The organism is Arthrobacter sp. AFG7.2, assembly GCF_002892835.1.
Classification (GTDB): domain Bacteria; phylum Actinomycetota; class Actinomycetes; order Actinomycetales; family Micrococcaceae; genus Arthrobacter.
In genome coordinates, this window is record NZ_PJMB01000003.1 from 161,063 (window position 1) to 182,023 (window position 20,961).

The 20,961-nt window shown below is 64.1% G+C and carries 15 protein-coding genes; 8 read left to right on the forward strand and 7 right to left on the reverse strand.

Annotated features, from left to right (window positions below):
- Positions 1 to 18: 18 nt before the first annotated feature.
- The 3 genes from CXX84_RS07250 to CXX84_RS07260 are packed head-to-tail and all read left to right on the forward strand — an operon-like array spanning position 19 to position 3,741.
- Positions 19 to 603, forward strand: a complete 585-nt coding sequence (locus tag CXX84_RS07250) for a hypothetical protein (RefSeq protein ID WP_223253011.1) — start codon at positions 19 to 21, stop codon at positions 601 to 603.
- Complete coding sequence (locus CXX84_RS07255) at positions 600 to 3,461, forward strand: ATP-binding cassette domain-containing protein (RefSeq protein WP_102976031.1); 2,862 nt, start codon at positions 600 to 602, stop codon at positions 3,459 to 3,461. Before CXX84_RS07250 ends, CXX84_RS07255 begins: the two co-directional genes overlap by 4 nt.
- On the forward strand, positions 3,445 to 3,741 hold the full coding sequence (locus CXX84_RS07260) for an OsmC family protein (protein ID WP_146031848.1): 297 nt from the start codon (positions 3,445 to 3,447) through the stop codon (positions 3,739 to 3,741). Before CXX84_RS07255 ends, CXX84_RS07260 begins: the two co-directional genes overlap by 17 nt.
- A gap of 83 nt (positions 3,742 to 3,824) precedes the next feature.
- Here the strand turns inward: CXX84_RS07260 and CXX84_RS07265 are convergent, their stop codons facing one another.
- The 5 genes from CXX84_RS07265 to CXX84_RS07285 form a co-directional block, all read right to left on the reverse strand.
- Positions 3,825 to 4,394, reverse strand: a complete 570-nt coding sequence (locus tag CXX84_RS07265; RefSeq protein ID WP_102976033.1) for a DapH/DapD/GlmU-related protein — start codon at positions 4,392 to 4,394, stop codon at positions 3,825 to 3,827.
- A gap of 155 nt (positions 4,395 to 4,549) precedes the next feature.
- Entirely contained in the window at positions 4,550 to 5,509 is a 960-nt protein-coding gene (locus CXX84_RS07270; RefSeq protein WP_102976034.1) for a carbohydrate kinase family protein, read from the reverse strand.
- A gap of 103 nt (positions 5,510 to 5,612) precedes the next feature.
- The gene (locus CXX84_RS07275; RefSeq protein WP_102976035.1) at positions 5,613 to 6,407 is read right to left on the reverse strand and encodes an ATP-binding cassette domain-containing protein; all 795 of its coding nucleotides are present in this window, start codon (positions 6,405 to 6,407) and stop codon (positions 5,613 to 5,615) included.
- Positions 6,404 to 7,450 carry an ABC transporter permease gene (locus CXX84_RS07280; protein WP_079595136.1) on the reverse strand — a complete coding sequence of 349 codons (1,047 nt, stop codon included), beginning with the start codon at positions 7,448 to 7,450 and terminating at the stop codon, positions 6,404 to 6,406. Before CXX84_RS07280 ends, CXX84_RS07275 begins: the two co-directional genes overlap by 4 nt.
- A 106-nt stretch (positions 7,451 to 7,556) precedes the next feature.
- Positions 7,557 to 8,675, reverse strand: coding sequence for a substrate-binding domain-containing protein (locus CXX84_RS07285; RefSeq protein ID WP_102976036.1), 1,119 nt, complete (start codon positions 8,673 to 8,675; stop codon positions 7,557 to 7,559).
- Between the two features lie 165 nt (positions 8,676 to 8,840).
- On the opposite strand from CXX84_RS07285, the gene CXX84_RS07290 reads away from it, so the two are divergent.
- The 4 genes from CXX84_RS07290 to fdhA all read left to right on the forward strand — a co-directional run bounded on the left by CXX84_RS07290 (position 8,841) and on the right by fdhA (position 14,670).
- Positions 8,841 to 9,839, forward strand: coding sequence for a LacI family DNA-binding transcriptional regulator (locus tag CXX84_RS07290; RefSeq protein WP_102976250.1), 999 nt, complete (start codon positions 8,841 to 8,843; stop codon positions 9,837 to 9,839).
- 51 nt (positions 9,840 to 9,890) lie between these two features.
- On the forward strand, positions 9,891 to 10,184 hold the full coding sequence (locus CXX84_RS07295; protein ID WP_102976037.1) for a putative quinol monooxygenase: 294 nt from the start codon (positions 9,891 to 9,893) through the stop codon (positions 10,182 to 10,184).
- A gap of 256 nt (positions 10,185 to 10,440) precedes the next feature.
- Positions 10,441 to 13,062: a GH32 C-terminal domain-containing protein gene (locus CXX84_RS07300; protein ID WP_223253012.1), complete on the forward strand. Its 2,622-nt coding sequence runs from the start codon at positions 10,441 to 10,443 to the stop codon at positions 13,060 to 13,062.
- Between the two features lie 378 nt (positions 13,063 to 13,440).
- Positions 13,441 to 14,670, forward strand: a complete 1,230-nt coding sequence (gene fdhA, locus CXX84_RS07305) for a formaldehyde dehydrogenase, glutathione-independent (protein ID WP_102976039.1) — start codon at positions 13,441 to 13,443, stop codon at positions 14,668 to 14,670.
- Positions 14,671 to 15,060: 390 nt separating this feature from the next.
- Here the strand turns inward: fdhA and CXX84_RS07315 are convergent, their stop codons facing one another.
- A complete protein-coding gene (locus CXX84_RS07315; RefSeq protein ID WP_223253013.1) occupies positions 15,061 to 15,864 on the reverse strand; it encodes an EamA family transporter in 804 nt (267 codons plus the stop codon).
- A gap of 178 nt (positions 15,865 to 16,042) precedes the next feature.
- Between CXX84_RS07315 and CXX84_RS07320 the strand changes: the two genes are divergently transcribed.
- Positions 16,043 to 16,933: a LysR family transcriptional regulator gene (locus tag CXX84_RS07320; RefSeq protein WP_102976042.1), complete on the forward strand. Its 891-nt coding sequence runs from the start codon at positions 16,043 to 16,045 to the stop codon at positions 16,931 to 16,933.
- 116 nt (positions 16,934 to 17,049) lie between these two features.
- Here the strand turns inward: CXX84_RS07320 and metH are convergent, their stop codons facing one another.
- The gene (gene metH / locus CXX84_RS07325) at positions 17,050 to 20,703 is read right to left on the reverse strand and encodes a methionine synthase (protein WP_102976043.1); all 3,654 of its coding nucleotides are present in this window, start codon (positions 20,701 to 20,703) and stop codon (positions 17,050 to 17,052) included.
- Positions 20,704 to 20,961: the final 258 nt, after the last annotated feature.

Genomic DNA, 20,961 nt, shown 5'->3' on the forward strand with positions numbered 1-20,961 from the left:
ACGCCCTACCCTTAACAGGTGACTTTGACTAAGATGCGCACCGCCGCCGCGAGCTCCCTCGCCGCCGCCGGTCTCCTGTTTTCCCTTGCAGCATGTTCCGCGCCGGCTACCCAGCCTGCTGCCTCCGAGCCGGCTTCCACGGCAGCGGCTACTTCCACGGCTGCGGCTTCATCGAGCGCCGCACCCAGCACCTCCGACGGGCCGTGCGACGGCGTCAAGGTCATCGTTGATTCGGGCGCCCTGAAGGAGGCTGCAGCCGACACCTCCGTGTGCGTGGACGTGGATGAGCCCACTGTCGCTGCGGATGTGCTCAAAGAGGCCAACATCAAGACTGAGGGCACCGAGCAGTACCCCACCGAACTCGTATGCCGGGTCAACGGCGTGCCCGCTGCTGACTTGGACATCACGCATAAGGCCGGCACGTACCGGGAAGAATGCAAGGGCATGCCCGCTGCCTTTGCCTACTGGTCCCTCTGGACCAAGCCGGCCGCCGGTGACTGGGCCTACGCCCAGGAAGGCCTGGCCACCCTCAAGGTGAGCCCCGGCGAGAGCCTGGAACTGCTCTTCACGGTCGACGGCGAACCGGCCGCCCCCGCGGCATGACCTTCCGACCCGCGCCGTTACGTGCAGCGGCGGCCCTCGCCGTCGTCTTCGTCGCGGCGCGGGTCATCTACCGCGTCCTTTTCAACGGGGCGGGCATTGGCGACCCCGTCCTGCTCGACCTGCCGGCGATGCGGCTGCCTGCCCCGTACTCGCATGTGGTCCTCCTGGGCCCGGTCACTGGTCCCGGGCTGTGGGCGGCAGTCCTGTCCGCCCTGCCAATTGCCGGGATGTTCCTCGGCTTCGGGCTGCTCAACGCCTGGGTGGACGTGGCCCGCGGCTTCGTGCACCTGGCCCGCCGCGGCCCCCTGCAGGGCGTCGGCCGGATGCTGGTGGTGGCCTGGGCGGCGCTCCCCGCGCTTGCCGACGCCGTGACCTCCGTGCGCCTGGCGTTCCGGTTGCGGGGCGAAAAGTTTGGACCCCGCGCCCTGGTGCCCATCCTCGAACGCACCCTTGAGCACGCCGGCCGGGTTGCCGCGGCCCTCGAACTGCGCGGCTTTGGGAGCCGGACGGAGCACCGTTTCAGGAACGACGACGACGGCCCGCTTCTGGTGCGGGACGGCGGGTTCCGCATTGGGGACGCGCAGGTCCGGGTGGACGATTTTGCGCCGCCGGGCGGGTCCATCACGGTCATTACCGGGCCGACGGGCTCCGGCAAGTCCACCATCCTGAGGGGCATCGCCGGCCTGCTCTCCCACGTCGACGGGGGCCAAGTTTCCGGGACGGTGCGCGTCGCCGGAACGGACCGGGCCGCCACGCCGCCGCGCGACACTGCCCGCAGCGTCGGCGTCGTCTTGCAGAACCCCCGCGCCGCCTTCGCCACCACCAAGGTCCGGGACGAAATCTCCCTGGCCCTTGAACTACGCGGCGTTGCATCTACTGCCGCCAAGGCCCGGGTGCTGGAGGCCGCCGAACGTGTCGGAGTGACGGCGCTGCTGGACCGGAATGTCAGCACGCTCTCGGCGGGCGAGGCAACACTCGTGGCCATCGCCGCCGCAGTGGTGGAACAGCCGGCCCTGCTCCTGGTGGATGAGCCTCTGGCCGACCTCGACACTACAGCCCGCGGGCACGTCATCGCCGTGCTCCACGCCCTCGCTCGGGACGCCGGCGTCTGCGTCATCGTGGCCGAGCACCGGGCCGAGGCGTTGCTATCGGTTGCCGACTCGTGGTGGACCATCGACGACGGCGCCCTGGTACCTCCCACCGCTCCGTCGCCTTCCGTCCCCGTCCACACCACCCCAGCACCTGAACGGCAGTCTGACGCGGCGCCCGTACTCACGGCGACCAACCTCACCGTGCACCGCAAGGGCAATCCCCTGGTACGCGACGCATCCGTGACCCTGCACCGCGGCGAAGTGGTGGCGTTGGTGGGGCCGAACGGGGCGGGGAAGTCGTCCTTCCTGGTGGCGCTCGCCCTGGGTGAGGGCAAGCCCGGTAACGGTACCAGTGGTGAGATAACGCTCGACGGCGGCCGCGTTGCCCTGGTGCCGGACGCCTCGGACGACCTCTTCACCAGGGATACGGTGGCAGGCGAACTCCGGGCAGCTGAACGGCGCCTTGCCCGCGAAAAGGACGGCCGCCAGCTTGCGCCCGGCTTCGCAGCTGCACACCTCGCCCGGCTGCGCGGCGACGTCACTATCCCCATTGGCCAAGAGCATCCGCGGGACCTCTCCGCCGGCGAGCGCAGGATCCTCGCCATCGCGCTGCAGACCATGGACAACCCCCAGGCCCTCCTGATCGACGAGCCCACGAGAGGACTCGATCCTGCGGCACGCATAGCAGTTTCGGCGGCGCTGCGGGCGGCGGCTGACGCGGGCGCTGCAGTCCTCGTCGCCACCCACGACCACGACTTTGCCCACGGCCTCCGGGCCCGGATCCTCCCGATGCGCGACGGCGTCGCGCCCTCAACCAAGAGCGAGACCGCACCGGCTGTTGCCGCTACAGTCCAGCCGGCCACAGTGTCCAGAGTCCCGGCAGCTCGGTTCACCCACGAACGAACTAGCGTGCACAGCGCTAAGGAGCCCCGCCGCATCAGGATGCCACGCGGCGTCGAACTCGGCGTCCTCGCTGCGGCGAACGTCCTGGCCCTGGGTGCGTTCTGTTGGCCGCTGCTCGCCGCGGCCTTCCCGCAGGATGCCGCCGCAGCCCTCCCCTACGCTGCCCTGGCGATCGCACCCATAGCCGCCGTCGCCGTCGTCGTGTCCCTCGATGGTTCCGTCCGTTCGGCACACACCGTGGCGTTTCTCGGTGTCCTGGCCGCCGTAGGTTCCGCGGTCCGGGTGGCGAGCACCGGCGTCGGGGGCGTGGAAGCTGTCTTTATCCTGCTGATCCTGGCCGGACGGGCGTTCGGTCCCCGTTTCGGCCTGCTGCTCGGCGTCGCAACCATCGCCGTGTCCAGCGTTCTGTGGGGCGGGATCGGGCCGTGGACGCCGTTCCAGATCTTCGCGTGTGCGTGGGTGGGCGCGGGCGCCGGGCTGCTCCCCCGCCGGGTGCGCGGGCGGGCGGAACTGTGGATGCTGTGCGGCTACGGCGCCGTGGCGTCCTACCTGTTCGGCCTGCTGACCAACCTGTGGTTCTGGCCCTTCGCGGTGGGTGCCGGCACCGGCATCTCCTACCAGCCGGGTGCGCCGCTGGCCACGAACCTCAGCAGCTTCCTGCTGTACTCGCTGGTGACGTCGACGGCGGGCTGGGACACCCTGCGTGCCGTCACCACGATCATCGGAATCGTTGTGGTGGGCCGGGCCGTCCTCGCCGCGTTCCGGCGGGTGAAGCCGGTCTCCAGCTCAGGCGGAAGCTCTGGGAGCCACGCCGCACAAGTGCCGTCCGATCAGTCCGGGGATTGGCTTGAACTCAAGGTCTGAGGACACCGCTGCGATCGCCATGCGTGCCGCGGAAAAGGGAGTGAGCCTCAGCCTGCTCGAAGTCGATGTTGACAGTGAATCTGCCGACCGCGGTCTGCTGGGTATCGTTAAGGACACTCCTGCAGGTCCACTCGCTCTGCGCACAGTGGTCCGCATAGCAGCCCACGACACCGAAAAGAGCATTCTCCGCGACATTGTTGAATGGGCAGATGAACACTCCCCCGTTGACGATGCGGTCCGCCGCGCTGTCCCAGTGGAGTTGACCGTTGTAGTCGGCTGAGTCGAGAACAACTGATGGCGCCCAAGGGGCCCGGTGCACGCTTTCCACCGACCTGGGAAGCAGCCCACTGATCCCGGCACAGTTCAGTCCGACAGCGAGCGCACCACCCGTGCAGGCGAGCCCACAACGATGGACCGTGCCGGTACGTCCTTCGTGACCACGGATGCAGCAGCCACCACTGCGTCATCACCAATCGTCACACCGGGCAGAATTGTGGCGTTTGATCCGATCCAGACATTGCGGCCGATGACAACAGGGGCAGGGTGCATATCTGCGCGACGTTTCGGCGCCAGATCGTGGTTGAGTGTGGCGATCACGGTGTTATGGCCGATCAGGCAGTCATCCCCGATGACCACCCCGCCCTGGTCCTGGAACTTGCAGCCGGAATTGATGAAGATGCGCTTGCCGAGGGTGATGTTCTTCCCGAAGTCGGAGTAGAACGGCGGAAAAACCGTTACGGATTCGTCTACTGGATTGCCGGTCAGCTGAGCCAGGAGCTCCCTCACCAGTGCAGGTTCCTGGTACCCACCATTGAGCTCACCCGTGATGCGCAGGGCATCCTGGCTGACCCTGTGCATAACCGCATGCAGTGGCGAGTCCCCGGTGATGGTTTCTCCGGCGTTCAGTGCCTTCAGGAGGTGGTGCAGTTCCATGGTGTCCCTTCCATCAAAGCCGTGGCGCGGTCTGCGCAAGACCAAGGCCTTCAGGCAAAAGCGCTAAGGCCCCACGACGAGCGTACGCGCCGTGTTTCTGCCGCGAAGAATTGCGTGTGCAGCATCAGGGTTCTGGTGTCGAGGAATGATGTGCGTCAGGCATTTGAGTATTGAGCAGAGTCATGTGCTTCGACGGCTGCGTGTAGTTCCTCAAGGGTGGGTGGGTTCGCTCCCGGGCGCCGCACGGTAATGGCCGCGGCTGCAGCTGCGGTGTGTCCAACCTGCTCCAGGACGGCCGGGGCGAAGCCTTCGGTTCCTCGAGTGAGGAAGCCCAGGATCAGGGCTGACATGTACGAGTCCCCGGCGCCGATGGTGTCTGCGACTGTCGTTTTCACTGCAGGGATGTTGATGTTGGCGTCGGCGGACGCGAATTGTGAACCTTCGGCGCCCTTGGTGATGACAGTCAGCCGGGTGCCCAGGCCGAGGATGTGTGCCGCGGTTTCGCCCAGGCTCTTCCGGGGGTACAGCCACCGCGCGTCCTCATCGCTGAGTTTGACCACGTCGGTCAGGGCCACGAGCTCCTCGAAAATGGCTTTCGCTTCCGCGTGGCTGCCCAGCAGGGCCGGCCTGATGTTGGGGTCGTACGTGATCATGCAGTGACGGTGGGCCTGTTCGAGCAGGGCTTTTACGGCCGCGGCGCCTGGGCTAAGGAAAGTGGCGATGGATCCCGTGTGCAGGATTTTAGGGAAGTACGCGGGCGGCGTGGTGGCCAGGTCCCAGGAAATATCGAACTCGTACGTGGCGGAGCCGTCAGGTGCGAGGGTTGCTGTTGCCGACGGCGTCCGGGTGAGGGATTTTGAGCCGGGCAGAAGTACGACGCCTGCGCTGCGGAGATGGTTTTCGATGGCTGTTCCCCGGACGTCCGGGGCGATGGCTGTGAGCAGACCTGTGGTGACGCCGAGGCGGCCGAGACCGTAGGCGACATTGGCCGGAGAGCCGCCCGGGTGTTCCACCTGGCCGTGTGAGGTGGTGACCACGTCGGTCAGGGCTTCGCCTACGACAGTGACGTCAAGCGTCGGGTGAGCGTCGGGCCGGGCTGTTGTGAGGTAATCCATGGTCTGTCTCTCGTGGGGAGCTGATGGTGTGAGGGTTGTTCAAGCGACGTCAGTCCGCGCACCGGTAACCCGGTGCGCGGACTGATGTATGGGCAGCAGTTGGCTAGGCGGTGGCTGCGCCGGTCATGATCGCAACTGCTTCGGTCATGTTGTGGGTTTGCGGTGTGATCGTGGCCGCGCATTTGCCGAGGCGCTGGATGTGGATCCTGTCTGCCACATCGAAGACGTGGGGCATGTTGTGGCTGATCAGGATGACTGGCAGGCCGCGGTCCCGGAGGTCCCGGACCAGCTGCAGGACCTGGTTGGATTCGCGGACACCGAGGGCAGCTGTGGGCTCATCCAGCACCACAACTTTGGAGCCGAATGCAGCGGCACGGGCAACGGCAACGGCCTGGCGCTGGCCGCCTGAGAGGTTCTCCACCGGGACGGTGACGTCCTGGAGCGTGGAGATGCCGAGCCGTGTGAGCTCGTCCTTGGCTTTGCGGCGCATTCCCTTCGTGTCCAGGACGCGGAAGAGTTTGCCCAACGGACCCGGGAGCCGTTCTTCCCGCCCGAGGAACAGGTTTGAGGCCACGTCGAGTGCCGGTGACACCGCAAGGTTCTGGTAGACCGTCTCGATGCCGTGGGCGCGGGCGTCCTGCGGCCGTTTGAAATGCACCGGTTGGCCTGAGACAAAGAGTTCGCCGGAATCGGGGATTTCTGCTCCGGTGAGGCATTTGATCAGGGTTGATTTGCCTGCGCCGTTGTCGCCGATGACTGCCAGGACTTCGCCCGGGTACAGGTCGAGGCTGACGCCGTCCAGGCCGACGACGCGGCCGAAGGTCTTGACGAGGTTCCTGGCCTTCAGGATGGGCTCGCGCGTTGCGGTGCCGGCGGCTGCTGATTCTGTCATGGTCATGACTTGACCTTTCGGATCCACTGGTCGATGGACACAGCGAGGATGATCAGGACGCCTACCGCGAGGGTCTGGTACAGAACGTCCAGGCCTGCGAGGGAGAGTCCGTTGCGGAAGACGCCGACGATCAGGGCGCCGAGGAGGGTGCCCCAGACGGAGCCGCGGCCGCCGAAGAGGCTGGTTCCGCCGATGACGACGGCGGTGATGGAGTCCAGGTTCAGGTCCACGCCGGCGTTGGGGCTGGCTGCGTTGGTGCGGCCGATCTGGATCCAGGCGCCGATGGCCAGGACGGCGCCGGCGGCGAGGTAGACGCTCATGAGGACTTTGTTCACCGCGATGCCAGCCAGGCGGGCGGCTTCCTTGTCATCGCCCACGGCGTAGACGTGCCGGCCCCAGGCGGTTTTGCCCAAGATGAATGCGATGGCCACGTAGAGCAGGAGCATCACCACGACGCCTGTGGAGATGCGCACCGGCCCTACGGGGAAGGTGCTGCCGGTCCAGGTCAGCAGGTCCGGCATAGCGGAGCCGCGCACGGTCGCCCCGTTGGAGTAGAGCAGTGTCAGGGCGATGAAGATGTTCAGCGTGCCAAGGGTAACGATGAAGGGTGGGAGCCGGAACCGGGTGACCAGGAATCCGTTCAGGGCTCCTGTCGCGAGTCCGACGACCAGGCCTGCGAGCAGGGCAACAGGAGCGGGCAGCCCGTTGTTGACGGCGAGCTGGGCCACGACCATGGAGGAGAGGATCATGACGGCGCCGACGGACAGGTCAATGCCGGCCGTGAGGATGATGAGTGTCTGGGCGATGGCCAGGGTGCCGACGACGGAGACCTGCTGGGTAATCAGCGAGAGGTTTTCGACCCGCAGGAACCTGTCATTGAGGAGGCCGAACACGACCACCGCGATGAGGAGTACAAGGGCGGGGCTGACGGCGGGATAACGGTGGAGGATGTTGCGGATGCGGCTGAGCGGTGTCTGGCGGTCAAGGAATTCCTCCGCCAGGTCGGCATGCCCGGCGCTGGGCGGGCCGGCGGTCTGTTGCTGGGTCACGGTTGGTCCTGATCTTTGGTGAGGGTTGCTGGCGTTTAGCTAACGCGGGGGTTGTGCTCCGGGGAGGCCACAGCGGTGCGGCCTCCCCGGGCACATGGCAGGGGTTTTACTTGCCCCAGCAGATCTCGGAAGCTTCGGTGGTGGTGATGCTCTTGATGCCGTCGGCCGGCTTGTCAGTGACGAGTTCGACACCGGTGTTGTAGAAGTCCAGGCCCGGTGAGTTGGCCGGCTTTTCACCGGTCTTAGCGAGGTCCACGATTGCCTTCACGCCGAGTTCGGCCATCTTGACCGGGTACTGCTGGGCAGTGGCGCCGATGACGCCGGACTTGACGTTGTTCACGCCGGTGCAGCCGCCGTCGATCGAAACGACCAGCACGTCTTTGTCCTTGCCGGCTGACTTCAAGGCTTCGAATGCTCCCGCCGCCGCAGGTTCATTGATCGTGTAGATCACGTTGATGTCGGGGTTGCTCGACAAGAGGGTTTCCATGGCCGTCCGGCCGCCGTCCTCGTTGCCCTGGGAGGCCTGGTTACCGACGATTTCGTAGTCGCCGCCCTTGCCGCCGGTGTACTTTCCGGTTTTGGCCTCATCGCCATTCTTCTTCTTGTCCGCAGTGTCGATGCCTAGGCCGGTAAGGAAGCCCTGGTCCCGGTTGTAGTCAACGGAAACAATCTTGTCGTCGAAGAGGTCGACGAGGGCGATCGTGGCCTTCTTGCCGTCCAGCTGAGCAGCGGTCCATTTGCCGATCAGCTCGCCGGCGGCGAAGTTGTCGGTGGCGAAAGTGATGTCGGCGGCGTCGGCGGGGTCCGGCGGGGTATCCAAAGCGATGACGAACAGGCCGGCTTCCTTCGCCTTCTGAAGAGCGTCGACCACCGAGGGGCCGTTGGGCGTGATCAGGATGCCCTTGTCGCCCTTGGAAATGGCGTTCTCGATGGCCTGGATCTGCGTGTCCTCGTCGCCGTCAGCCTTACCGGCCGCCAGCTTCAAATCAACACCGCCAGCCTCTGCGGCTTTCTTGGCGCCGTCCTGCATCGAAACAAAGAAGGGGTTCGTCGTGGTCTTGACGATCAAGGAAACGCCGACTTTCTCGTCTGACGTGCCTTCGCTGGCACCCGGCGCAGTGGAACTTCCTCCACAAGCGGAAAGGCTGAGCGTTCCTAAGGTCAGGGCCGCGCCGGCGGCAAAGATGCGGGTGGCCTTTGAAAGGTGGGACTTGGAACTCAACATTGAATCTCCTGGTGTTTGAGGCCTCCATGGCCTCGACAACGATGTCATAACCGAGGTAAGCAGGATCACACGCTAGAGTCAATAGGAAAAGAACGATAAGGAGCTACTTTCTTGACAACGATGTCTGATCGTTACCAGCCACCCCTGTCCCCGACCCGGCCCACGATGCGTCACGTGGCGGCACTCGCGGGTGTTGGAATCAAAACCGTTTCACGGGTGATCAATGACGAGGCCGGGGTCTCCGAAGTCACTCGGCAAAAAGTGCTCGATGCCATCGCGCAGCTCAACTATCAGCTGGACGTCACAGCGGGCAGCCTCCGTCGAGCGGGCAGAAGGACCCTCTCGGTTGGCCTCTTGCTGCCCAGTGTTTCCAACCCGTTCAGCGGCGAAATACACCGCGCCATGGAGGATGCCCTTGGCGCCAGGGGAATAGCCGTTTTCGCCGCCAGCCTCGATGACGACCCCAAGCGGGAGCAGGCCATCATCGCAGCTTTCCTGGGCAGGCGGGTGGACGGCCTTGTCCTGACGCCGATCGCTAAAAACCAGGCCTACATGATCCCGGAGCACTCCAGGAACCTGCCAATGGTCTTTATTGACCGGGAGCCGGTAGGGGTTGAGGCTGATGCTGTGGTTACCGACAACGCAGTGGGCGCGGCAGGGGCGGCCGCACATCTGCTGGCGCACGGACACACCAAATTGGCCTACCTGGGTGACCGCACTGACATTCAGACGGCACGGGAGCGACGGCGGGGCTTCCTTGAGGAGGTCGGCAGGGCAGGACTTCCCACCTCTACGCTGCCCGTTGTCGAGAATCTTCACGATGAGGAAGCAGCGAGGCGGGCAGCCCTTGAACTGTTGACTTCCGAGGATCCTCCGACGGCAATCTTCTCCAGCCAGAACCTCGTCACCTTCGGAACGATGCGCGCCCTGAAGGAGCTTGGCGTGCACAAGCGTGTGGCCCTTGTCGGTTTTGACGACTTTACACTTGCCGACATGATGGACCCCGGGGTTACTGTCGTCGCTCAACACCCGGAGCGGATCGGCGTGATGTCGGCCGAACGGCTTCTAGCCAGAATGGATGGCGACGATCAACCGGCGCGGACCTACATTGTCCCCTCCGAGCTGATCCAAAGAGGCTCCGGCGAAATCCGCCCGCCGGCATAGCCCCCTTCCCAAAAGAACTTCGCCTCTGTAAAACCAACCCGAAGAGAGATCATGACCAAAACCTTGTATGCCGAGTTCACCGTCAAAGCCGGCAGTGAGGCCCGCGTTGCCGAAATGATGGCCGAATTGACCCAGCACGTCCGGAAGGAACCAGGCAACGAACTGTTTCTCCCCTACACCCGCGAAGAGAATCCCCGGGAATACTTCGTCTTCGAGGTCTACCGGGATGAAGCCGCGTTCCAGGAGCACATCAACGCCGATTACGGAGCCAGGTTCAACAAGGAATTGGCCCGTCACATTGAGGGTGACGGCTCGGAGCTGACCTGGCTCAACCCGGTCGTATAGCCCAGCAAAAACGGCCGTCATAGGGTAGGTGCCACCCAGGGTTTTCCCTCTGGGCCCCCAGTCGTACGTCTCAGCCCCCGTCCTGCGGACGGGGGCCAATCGTCGTTCCCAAGCATTCATGCCGCAACCAGACTCAAGAAAATCGGCCTCAAAATGACCGTTGACTTGTCCGATAGACATCTTTTAGAGTCCAACGCATTGACTGACAACGTTGTCTATTTGCTAGACACGCGCAACGAAGGGCGACACAAGCGACATGAAACAATCCACTATGCGGAGCACGCGCAGCGTCTCTGCACTGACACTGGCCAGCCTTTCGCTCGCCGCAGCACTGGCCGGCGCCATGCCCGCTTCCGCCGCCGAACTCGGGGATGAGCAGCACCGGCCGGCTATCCACTACACGCCGGAAAAGAACTGGATGAACGACCCCAACGGGCTCGTATTCCACAAGGGCGTGTACCACATGTACTACCAGCACAACCCCTCCGGGAACACCTGGGGGAACATGTCCTGGGGCCACGCCACGTCCAAGGACCTCGTCCATTGGGAAGAGCAGCCTTTGGCCATCTCCACCGATGCCCAGGAAGATGTCTTCTCCGGCAGCGTGGTCGTGGACAAAAACAACACATCCGGACTCGGAACCGCGGAAAACCCGCCCCTGATCGCGATTTACACAAGTGCTTATAAAGAAGCGTCCCCGTACCGCGGCCTGCAGGCCCAGTCACTGGCCTACAGCCTGGACGACGGCCAGACATGGACCAAGTACGACGGCAACCCAGTCCTGAACCGGAACTCAGCCAACTTCCGCGACCCGAAGGTCTTTTGGTACGACAACCCGGCCGGCGGAGGCTACTGGGTCATGACCGCGGTGGAATCGCAGGAGCACAAGGTTGTCCTCTACAAGTCCGACAACCTTAAGGATTGGACCGCACTGAGCGATTTCGGGCCCGCCAACGCCACCGGCGGGCAGTGGGAATGCCCCGACCTGTTCCCATTGGCTGTTGACGGTGACCCGAACAACGTCAAATGGGTCATGATAGTCAGCATCAACCCCGGCGGCGTCGCTGGCGGTTCTGCCGTCCAGTACTTCGTGGGCAACTTCGACGGCACCACGTTCACCTCCGAAACCACCGAGCCGGCCAGTGCCCCGCCGGCCGGAACAGTCCTCGCCGGATTCAACGACGGAACCTACAACGGCTGGACGGTGAACAACGAACCGGGCAACTGGAAGAATGGCCCCTTCGGTGACGCCCCTGCGACCGGTTCCCTGCCTGGTCAGAGCCCCGTGACCGGATTCGGCGGCAGCGGACTGATCAACTCTTTCAATGATGGGGACTGGCCCCTCGGTTCCATGCAGTCACCCACATTCACCGTGACAGACGACTATCTGAACTTCCTCGTGGGCGGAGGCAAGCACCCCCATGTCTCCGACAAACTGGACAATAACCCGCCCGAGGGAGAGCTCAAGTTTGAAGGCTTTGAGGTTCCCGAGGGAACGACGCTGGCCGATGCCGCCTGGACCGGCACAGGAGACCTGACCCCCAATTTCCAGCCAGCCACCAGCGGAGGGGACTATTACCTTGGCGCCAAACGGATCAATACGTTCGAAACCGGGACCGTGCCCGGTGATGACCGCCAAGGTACCCTGACGTCCCCAGAGTTCCCCATCACGAAGAATTTCATGAGCATGCTGGTGGGAGGCGGCAACCGCTCCACCGACTCCGGGCAGACCCTGGCCGTCCAGCTGCTCATCAATGGCAACGTGGTCCGCTCCCTGGCCGGCGACAACGGCGGGTTGCTGAACTGGAAAGGCTGGGACGTCTCCGAATTTGCCGGGCAAAACGCCCAGCTGCGGGTCGTTGACGAAGCTACCGGCGGGTGGGGACACCTGACGCTTGACCACGTCATGCTCACCGACTCCGCAGCTGTTCCCAGGTCCGATGAGGAAACGGTGAACCTGGTAGTCAACGGACAAGTGGTCCGTACGGCCACCGGCAACGACAGTGAATCCCTGGACTGGACATCATGGGACGTCAAGGAATTCATTGGCCAGCAGGCACAAATCAAGGTTGTCGACAACAACAGGTTCGGCTGGGGGCACATACTCGCGGACGAATTCACAGCAAGCCCCACACCCGCGGCGTCCCGCCTGGAGTCCTATGACTGGCTGGATTACGGACGGGACTACTACGCCACCGTATCCTTCGCCAACATGCCCGACGACAAGCGGATCATGCTGGGTTGGATGAGTAACTGGGACTACGCCAACAACACCCCAACCAACCCCTGGCGCAGCGCCATGGCCCTTCCCCGCGAAGTGAAACTCACCCAAACCCCTGACGGCCCCCGCCTCAGCCAAAGCGCCGTAAAGCAAGTGGAAAAGCTGGGAGGGAAAGTCACCTATAACGACAAGAAGGGCGGCCCGATTTCCGCAGGCAGGCACCCGCTGCCTGCACAGTCGGCAGGCCAGGTGCAGCAGGTGGACATCACGTTCGCCCCCGGTACCGCAACAAAATCCGGCATGACCGTGCTCGGCGATGGACAGTCGGCTACGATCATCGGCTATGACGCCACGACCGGGAAGATGTTCGTTGACCGCACAAACTCCGGCAACACCACATTCCACCCGGCCTTCGCATCCATCGAGGACGCCCCCGTCACGCTGGACAAGAACGGCAACGTCACCATGCGTATCTACCTTGACCACTCCTCCGTAGAGGTGTTCGCCCAGAACGGACTGAGGACCATCACCGACCAGGTATTCCCCAACCCGGGAGCCGACAAGATGGCCCTCTTCGCCGAAGGCGGTACTGCCCAGCTCAAATCACTCACCGTGACCCCGCTGGAAAAGGCAATGTTCCTCCCCCAAAAGAAATAACACACCCCACGGTGTGACCGGCTCACCTGCGAGCTGGAGCTGAAGGGACTGGGTTCGGTAATACACCGGGCCCAGTCCCTTCAGCTTTTCCCGCGCACACCTGTTGCTAGATCACTGCTCTCTCTTCGTGCACTTATTTTGCATGGTTATCTATAAAATCTTGCGCTTTTGTTGCAGCTACCGTGACCCTAGTCTCGTCTTTACAAGGGAGGTGTCCCGTGTCCGTGAAGGGTGCTTCGGTGGCTGAAACCTGGGGAGGTATCCTCATCGAAGCATCCTTCACGGGCTACGGGGCAACGCCTGCAACTTTGCCGGACCAGTGCCAGGCCATCCGCACGGAAGGCCTGGCACCACATGCCCCTACCAAAAGGAGTGTCCATGTCAGGAAACAGAGCCGTCGCCTACAAAGAACCCGGTGTCGTCGAAATCATCAACACCGACTATCCGACGTTGGAACTCAAGGATGGGCCTGGCGTTAATCCGGCTAATGTGGGCCGAAAAGTACCCCACGGTGCGATCCTGCGTACAGTGACCACCAACATCTGCGGCTCGGACCAGCACATGGTACGGGGCCGGACCACGGCTCCCAAGGACCTGGTCCTCGGCCACGAAATCACCGGCGAAGTGGTGGAAGTCGGACCGGACGTGGAGTTCATCAAGGTGGGAGATATTGTCTCTGTACCTTTCAATATCTCCTGCGGCCGTTGCCGGAACTGCAAGGAGCGCAAGACCGGCATCTGCCTGAACGTCAACCCTGACCGCCCGGGCAGCGCCTACGGCTATGTGGATATGGGCGGCTGGGTGGGTGGCCAGGCGGAATACGTGCTGGTCCCCTACGCTGACTGGAACCTGCTCAAGTTCCCGGACCGCGACCAGGCCCTGGAAAAGATCATGGACCTGACCATGCTTTCCGATATCTTCCCCACCGGCTTCCACGGTGCCGTCACTGCCGGAGTGGGCGTTGGATCCACCGTGTACATTGCCGGTGCCGGCCCGGTGGGCCTCGCAGCCGCCGTGGGCGCGCAGCTGCTCGGTGCCGCCGTCGTGATTGTCGGTGACATGAACGAAGACCGGCTGGCTCAGGCACGCTCCTTCGGCTGCGAAACGGTGAACGTCTCCAACGGTGATCCGAAGGACCATATCGAGCAAATCCTGGGCGTCCCCGAAGTGGATTGCGGCGTGGACGCCGTAGGGTTCGAAGCCCGGGGGCACGGCAAGGACGCCTCCCATGAGGCTCCGGCCACCGTGCTGAACTCCCTTATGGACATCACCGCTGCAGGCGGGGCCCTCGGCATTCCCGGCCTGTATGTCACGGGTGACCCCGGTGGAATCGACGACGCCGCCAAGCACGGCTCGCTGTCGCTGTCCTTGGGCACGGGCTGGGCGAAGTCCCTGTCCTTCACCACCGGCCAGTGCCCTGTCATGTCGTATAACCGGCAGCTTATGATGGCGATCCTGCACGACAAGGTCCAGATCGCCAAGGCCGTAAACGCCAAAGCGATCCCGCTTGAGGACGCACCGAGCGGCTACGCCGAATTCGACGCCGGCTCGGCAACGAAATTCGTGCTGAACCCGAACGGATACGTCAAGGCGGCGAACTCCAACTAAGTAGCAACCCGCCCTGGTGGCACGGGCCTTCCTGGCCCGTGCCACCGGCCCGCATCCACTCCCCCCCGCATCAGCAAAGGTAAGCACATGAATCGCAACGACCAAGAATCAATTCTCCGTCTCAGCAGCAACGGGAAGGAGCAGGGTGACATCCAGCTGGAAGCATCGAGTCCCGTGACCGTTCGGCTGCAGCTGGATCATGGCTGCGGTTGCCAGCATCGCACCCAGAACCGCCCGGGTTCGTATGTCGACAGCGACCTCGGCGTCCGCTGACAGTGGCTGCCCCGGCCATCTGGCATCAGTTCTAAGGCCGGGACTACACAGATAGGCATCTGTGCAGCAACCTTCGCTGCAGAGATGATCATGAGCGTCATGCCAATGATGCCCGGACTACAGCCCAGCCTGCAGGTGCTGCTTGTCCGCCTGGTCCCGGCTCCCGCTCCAGCGCCGAAGGCGCAGCGCGAAGGCGTTAGCGCCGACAATGAGGATTATCCCGGCCCATTCCACCGCGCCCAGTTCCTCATTGAGTGCGATGGCTCCGATGGCCGCAGCGAACACAGGATTGATGCTCATGAGTACGCCAAAGATGTGGGCGGGGACGCTGCGCAGCGCTATCAGGTCCGCAATATAGGGTACGACGGATGCCAGGAGTCCGGCGGCGACGGCGCAAAGCACCGTTGCGGCGTCGGGTCTTTGGGTAATGAAGATGGTGAGCCCGATGGGGAGGAACAGTGCGGCTGACACTCCTGTTGCGGTGGCGGTTCCCTGGACACCGGGTATCCGGTTACCTACCGTTCTGTTCAGCAGAATGTACGCGGCCCAGCTCGATGCCGCGATGAGTGCAAGACCGATTCCGGCGTAGTCTGTGGAAGCCTCGGGCTGTGTGATGGCAACAACCCCCGCACCAGCAATGGCAGCACAGAACATGCTGCCTTTACTTCTGGTTGTGGCCAAGGCAACTGCCAGAGGCCCAAGGAATTCCAGCGTCACGGCCAGTCCCAGACCGATTTGCTCGATGGCGGCGTAGAGCGAAAGGTTCATCGTTCCGAAGACAAGCGCGAGCAGAAGTATCGGCCACCATTGGGAAAGCGTGAAATCCCGGACTCTTGGCCGGACCAGCGGCAGGAGTACCGCGGCAGCAACAAGTTGACGAACTGCAACAACACCGACGGGGCCCACTGCGGGAAAGGCCATCGAGCCACTGGCCGCACCCAATTGGTTTGAGAGGGCACTTGCTACGAGCGTGGCGGTTGCCCGCCCCTGACGCCCTTTCCCTGCTTTATCCATGACTGGATTCTCCGCAACGGCCGCACTCCCCCATAATGCATAAGTGCGCCGACTAATGCAGATCCTGCATGAATAGACTGGTGGCATGGACTTCGAGATACGGCACCTGAGATCTTTCCTCAGGGTTACAGAGGCTGGGACGTTCACCGACGCAGCCATTGAGCTGGGTATTTCCCAGGCCGCTGTTTCCCGGAACGTCGCTGCTCTTGAACGGGCATTAGGAGTCCGGTTGCTGGTGCGGACCACCCGTAGTGTGGAACTCACTCCCGCGGGAAAGCGCGTGATAGGTCGCGCTCGACATGCCCTCTCCGCGCTGGAGGATCTTCAGCGGGAAGCGTCCTCCTCCAAGAGCACCGTAAGGATCGGGTATGCGTGGTCTGCCTTAGGCAGACACACCCCTGAATTGCAGCGCCGCTGGTCCGCCGCCTTCCCCGACAAAGACCTGCTGCTCATCAGGACAAACACCCCGACGGCGGGGCTGGCCGAAGGAACAACCGATCTTGCAATCCTGCGCCGCACCCCGGAACCAGGAACCCTCGGCTTCGTCCTCACTGGATACGAGAAGCGCTACTGCGCAATGGCAATCGCTGACCCCCTGGCAGCCAAACGAACCGTCACGCTAGCCCAAGTCAGCGATGCCACTTTGGCCATTGATCCACGGACCGGAAGCACCCGCCTGGACCTCTGGCCCGAAGAAAAGCAACCCGTTCAGACGGTAATCACCGACGACGTGGACGATTGGCTAACGGTCATCGGCAGCGGCAAAGCCCGCGGCATAACCGCCGAATCCACCGCCCACCAATACCGAAGGGCCGGTCTGGCCTACCGGCTCGTCCGAGATGCACCGCCAGTCCCCGTTTACCTGGCCTGGTCCAGAAACGACCCGCCCGCAATCCAAACCGGAGCGGCCGACCTCATCCGCAGCCTATATGAAGGGCTGGAACTAACGCCCGGGGCCGGGGGGCACAAGCCTTAGCGAATGGGTCGGCACCTGTTTTTGGTTACACGGCGCGGCGACCATGCTTGTCTTCAACGCCTTGGGAGGAGCGCCCAGCCCAGGGGGCGTCCGCTCAGTACACGGGCTACCCCAACTCAAACCTTGAAGTACTTCGCCTCCGGGTGGTGGAACACGAACGCGTCGGTGGACTGCTCGGGGTGCAGCATCAGCTCATCGTTCAGGATCACGCCCATCCGCTCGGGCTTAAGCAGCTCCGTCACCTTGCGGCGGTCCTCCATGTCCGGGCACGCGGGGTAGCCGAGCGAGAACCGGGCGCCGCGGTAATCGAGCTTGAAGTACCCTGCCGTGTCCTTGGGCTCCTCGGCCGCGAAACCCAGCTCCTTGCGGATCCGCGCGTGCCAGAACTCCGCCAGCGCCTCGGTGAGCTGCATGACCAGGCCGTTGAGCTCGTAGTAGTCGCGGTACTGGTTGGCGGCGAACATCTTGGAGGTGAACTCCTCGATCTTCGAGCCGGCGGTCACCAGCTGGACCGGCAGCACGTCGATCTGGCCCGATTCGCGGGACTTCACAAAGTCGGCCAGGCACAGGTGCCGGTCGCGGCGCTGCCGCGGGAAGTCGAAGCGCAAGCGGTCGGTGCCGATCGGACCGCCTGAACCACCGTCGGGGGCGAGCAAACCCGCGGTGCCGAGGACGCCGTCGTGGTCCTCCCCGTGGTGCAGCACCACCACTTGTTCCCCCTCGGAGACCACGGGGAAGTAGCCGTAGGCGACGGACGCGTCAAGCATTCCCTCGGCGAGGATGCGGTCCAGCCAGTAGCGCAGGCGCGGCCGGCCCTCGCGTTCAACGAGCTCCTCATAGGAGGCGCCGTCGTCGCCGCGGCCGGGCTTGAGCCCCCACTGCCCCATGAAGGTGGCGCGCTCGTCGAGCAAGGCGGCGTAGTCGTGGAGTGCCACGCCGCGCACGATGCGGGTGCCCCAGAATGGCGGGGCGGGCAGGGGGTTGTCGGTGACGACGTCGGACCGGCCGGGCATCGCTTCCGGCTCGGTCACCGTGAACTTCGCGCCGCCCTTGTGGATGCGCTTCTTCAAAGGCGGCAGGCCGACGTCGTCCGGGGACGCGCCGCGGGCCACCTTCACCAGCGGTTCCATCAGGGCGAGGCCCTCGAAGGCGTCCTTGGCGTACCGGACCACGCCGTCAAACTGCTCCGCCAGGTCCTGCTCCACATAGGCGCGGGTCAGGGCTGCGCCGCCAAGGATGATGGGCCACTTCTTCGCCAGGCCGCGGGACTGCAGCTCGGCGAGGTTCTCCTTCATCACCACGGTGGATTTCACCAGCAGCCCGGACATGCCGATCACGTCGGCGTTGTGCTCCTCGGCCGCGGCCATGATCTCAGCGATGCCCTGCTTGATGCCGATGTTGATGACGTTGTAGCCGTTGTTGGTGAGGATGATGTCCACCAGGTTCTTGCCGATGTCGTGCACGTCGCCGCGCACGGTGGCGATCACCATGGTGCCCTTGCCCGAGGAATCGGACTTTTCCATGTGCGGCTCGAGCAGCGCGACGGCGTTCTTCATCACCTCGGCGGACTGCAGCACGAACGGCAGCTGCATTTCGCCGGCGCCGAAGCGCTCACCCACCACCTTCATGCCCTCAAGCAGGTGGTCGTTGATGATGCCGAGCGGGGTCAGGCCCTCGCTGCGGGCAAGGTCGAGGTCCTCTTCGAGGCCCTTGCCTTCGCCGTCGATGATGCGCCGTTCCAGGCGCTGGCCGGTGGGCAGGGCCGCGAGTTCGGCGGCGCGCTGGTCCTTGAGCGCTGCGGTGTCGACGCCGGCGAACATGTCGAGCATGACAGCGAGGGGGTCGTAGGTGGTATTGCCCTCGGCGTCGTATTCGCGGCGGTCCCAGACGAGGTCCAGCGCCACCTTGCGCTGCTCTTCCGGCAGGGAGGCCAGCGGCACGATCTTGGCGGCGTCGATGATGCCGCTGGTCAGACCCGCCTGCGCGGCCTCGTGCAGGAACACCGAGTTCAGGACGACGCGCGCCGCGGGGTTTAGGCCGAAGGACACGTTGGAGACGCCGAGCGTGGTGTTGATGCCGGGGTACTTCGCGGTGATCTGGCGGATGGCCTCGATGGTTTCGATACCGTCCCGGCGGGTTTCTTCCTGGCCGGTGGCGATGGGGAAGGTCAGGGCGTCGACGATGATGTCCTCGACGCGCATCCCCCATTCGCCTACCAGGGCGTCGACCAGGCGGGAGGCGATGGCCACCTTGCCCTCGGTGGTGCGTGCCTGGCCCTCTTCGTTAATAGTCAGGGCGATCACGGCTGTACCGTGTTCCTTCACGAGCGGCATGATGCGCGCGAACCGGCTGCTGGGGCCGTCGCCGTCCTCGTAGTTGACCGAGTTGACCACCGGGCGGCCGCCGATGAGTTCAAGCCCGGCCTGCAGGACGGGCGGTTCGGTGGAGTCGATGACGAGCGGGAGGGTGGAGGCCGACGCGAAACGCGAGACGATCTCCTTGATGTCCGCCACGCCGTCGCGCCCCACGTAGTCGATGCAGACGTCCAGCAGGTGCGCGCCGACGCGGACCTGCTCGCGGGCGATGTCCACGCAGTCGTCCCAGCGCTCCTCGAGCATCGCCTGGCGGAACGCCTTCGAACCGTTGGCGTTGGTGCGCTCACCGATGGCGAGGTAGGCGGAATCCTGGTCGAACGGCACGTGGTGGTAGAGGGAGGCGATGCCTGCTTCCCGCTCGGTGGGGGTGCGGGCGGGGCCGTTGTTGGCTTTCGTCTCCGTGGTGACGGGGGCTGCGGTGCGGAAGGGGGCAAGACGTTCGACGACGGCGGCCATGTGCTCCGGCGTCGTACCGCAGCAGCCGCCCACCAGGCCCAGGCCGAACTCGCGGACGAACTGCTCGTGGGCGGTGGCGAGTTCGGTGGGCGAGAGCGGGTAGTGCGCGCCGTTGGGGCCGAGGACCGGCAGGCCGGCGTTGGGCATGCAGGCGATGGCGACGGAGGACTGCTTGGAGAGGTGGCGCAGGTGCTCGCTCATCTCGTCCGGCCCGGTGGCGCAGTTCAGGCCGATGGCGTCGACGCCGAGCGGTTCGAGCGCGGTGAGCGCGGCGCCGATTTCTGAGCCCATGAGCATGGTTCCGGTGGTTTCGACCGTCACCTCGACGAAGATGGGGAGCCGGATGCCGCGGGTGACGATGGCCTGCTTGCAGCCGTTGACCGCGGCTTTGGTCTGCAGGAGGTCCTGGCTGGTTTCGATGAGGAAGGCGTCCGCTCCCCCGTCGATGAGGCCCTCGGCCTGCAGGGCGAAGGTCTGTTTGAGGTAGTCGTAGCTGGTGTGGCCGAGGCTGGGGAGCTTGGTGCCCGGGCCCATGGAGCCGAGGACCCAGCGCACGCGTCCGTCTGTTTTTTCTGCCGCTTCTGCGCGTTCCCGGGCGATCTGGGCACCCTTGCGGGCGAGCTCCTCGATTCGGTCGTCGATGCCGTAATCGGAGAGGTTGGACCAGTTGGCGCCGAAAGTGTTGGTTTCGACCGCGTCGATGCCCGTGGCGAAGTACGCATCGTGGATGTCTGCGAGGACATCCGGGCGGGTGTCGTTGAGGATCTCGTTGCAGCCTTCCAGGCCCTGGAAGTCTGTTTCGAGCGACAGATCCCGGCCCTGCAGCATGGTGCCCATCGCGCCATCGGCAATGACGACCCGGTGGTTCACGGCATCCAGCAACTCCTGCGAACGGTCAGGACGGGGCACGGACTCAATATCAAGTGCAAAACGAGGCATCTAAACAGGTTACGTGTGGGGGCTGAAACGTTGCGCTGTGTGTCCGTGTACTACGGCGTGGGGTGGTGGTTGGGCTTGCTAGTCGCCGTTCGCAGGCGCTTGGGTCAGCGGTTGGTGACGACGACGGGCGCCAGCTTGGGAGCTTCAGTTTGGAACGTTGTAGCCGTTGCACAAGCCAGAGAGGTTGTTATGCCCTCTTTTCGACATGGAGTCATAGCTGCAACCAGATGAGTGTCATTCAGGACAATCGCATGTAGT

Excerpts from the sequence above, each read along its gene's own strand:
- CXX84_RS07255 (WP_102976031.1), top strand. The coding sequence starts at position 600 with ATGACCTTCCGACCCGCGCCGTTACGTGCAGCGGCGGCCCTCGCCGTC.
- CXX84_RS07265 (WP_102976033.1), bottom strand. The coding sequence starts at position 4,394 with ATGGAACTGCACCACCTCCTGAAGGCACTGAACGCCGGAGAAACCATC.
- CXX84_RS07270 (WP_102976034.1), bottom strand. The coding sequence starts at position 5,509 with ATGGATTACCTCACAACAGCCCGGCCCGACGCTCACCCGACGCTTGAC.
- CXX84_RS07275 (WP_102976035.1), bottom strand. The coding sequence starts at position 6,407 with ATGACCATGACAGAATCAGCAGCCGCCGGCACCGCAACGCGCGAGCCC.
- CXX84_RS07285 (WP_102976036.1), bottom strand. The coding sequence starts at position 8,675 with ATGTTGAGTTCCAAGTCCCACCTTTCAAAGGCCACCCGCATCTTTGCC.
- CXX84_RS07290 (WP_102976250.1), top strand. The coding sequence starts at position 8,841 with ATGCGTCACGTGGCGGCACTCGCGGGTGTTGGAATCAAAACCGTTTCA.
- CXX84_RS07295 (WP_102976037.1), top strand. The coding sequence starts at position 9,891 with ATGACCAAAACCTTGTATGCCGAGTTCACCGTCAAAGCCGGCAGTGAG.
- CXX84_RS07300 (WP_223253012.1), top strand. The coding sequence starts at position 10,441 with ATGAAACAATCCACTATGCGGAGCACGCGCAGCGTCTCTGCACTGACA.
- fdhA (WP_102976039.1), top strand. The coding sequence starts at position 13,441 with ATGTCAGGAAACAGAGCCGTCGCCTACAAAGAACCCGGTGTCGTCGAA.
- CXX84_RS07315 (WP_223253013.1), bottom strand. The coding sequence starts at position 15,864 with ATGGCCTTTCCCGCAGTGGGCCCCGTCGGTGTTGTTGCAGTTCGTCAA.
- CXX84_RS07320 (WP_102976042.1), top strand. The coding sequence starts at position 16,043 with ATGGACTTCGAGATACGGCACCTGAGATCTTTCCTCAGGGTTACAGAG.
- metH (WP_102976043.1), bottom strand. The coding sequence starts at position 20,703 with ATGCCTCGTTTTGCACTTGATATTGAGTCCGTGCCCCGTCCTGACCGT.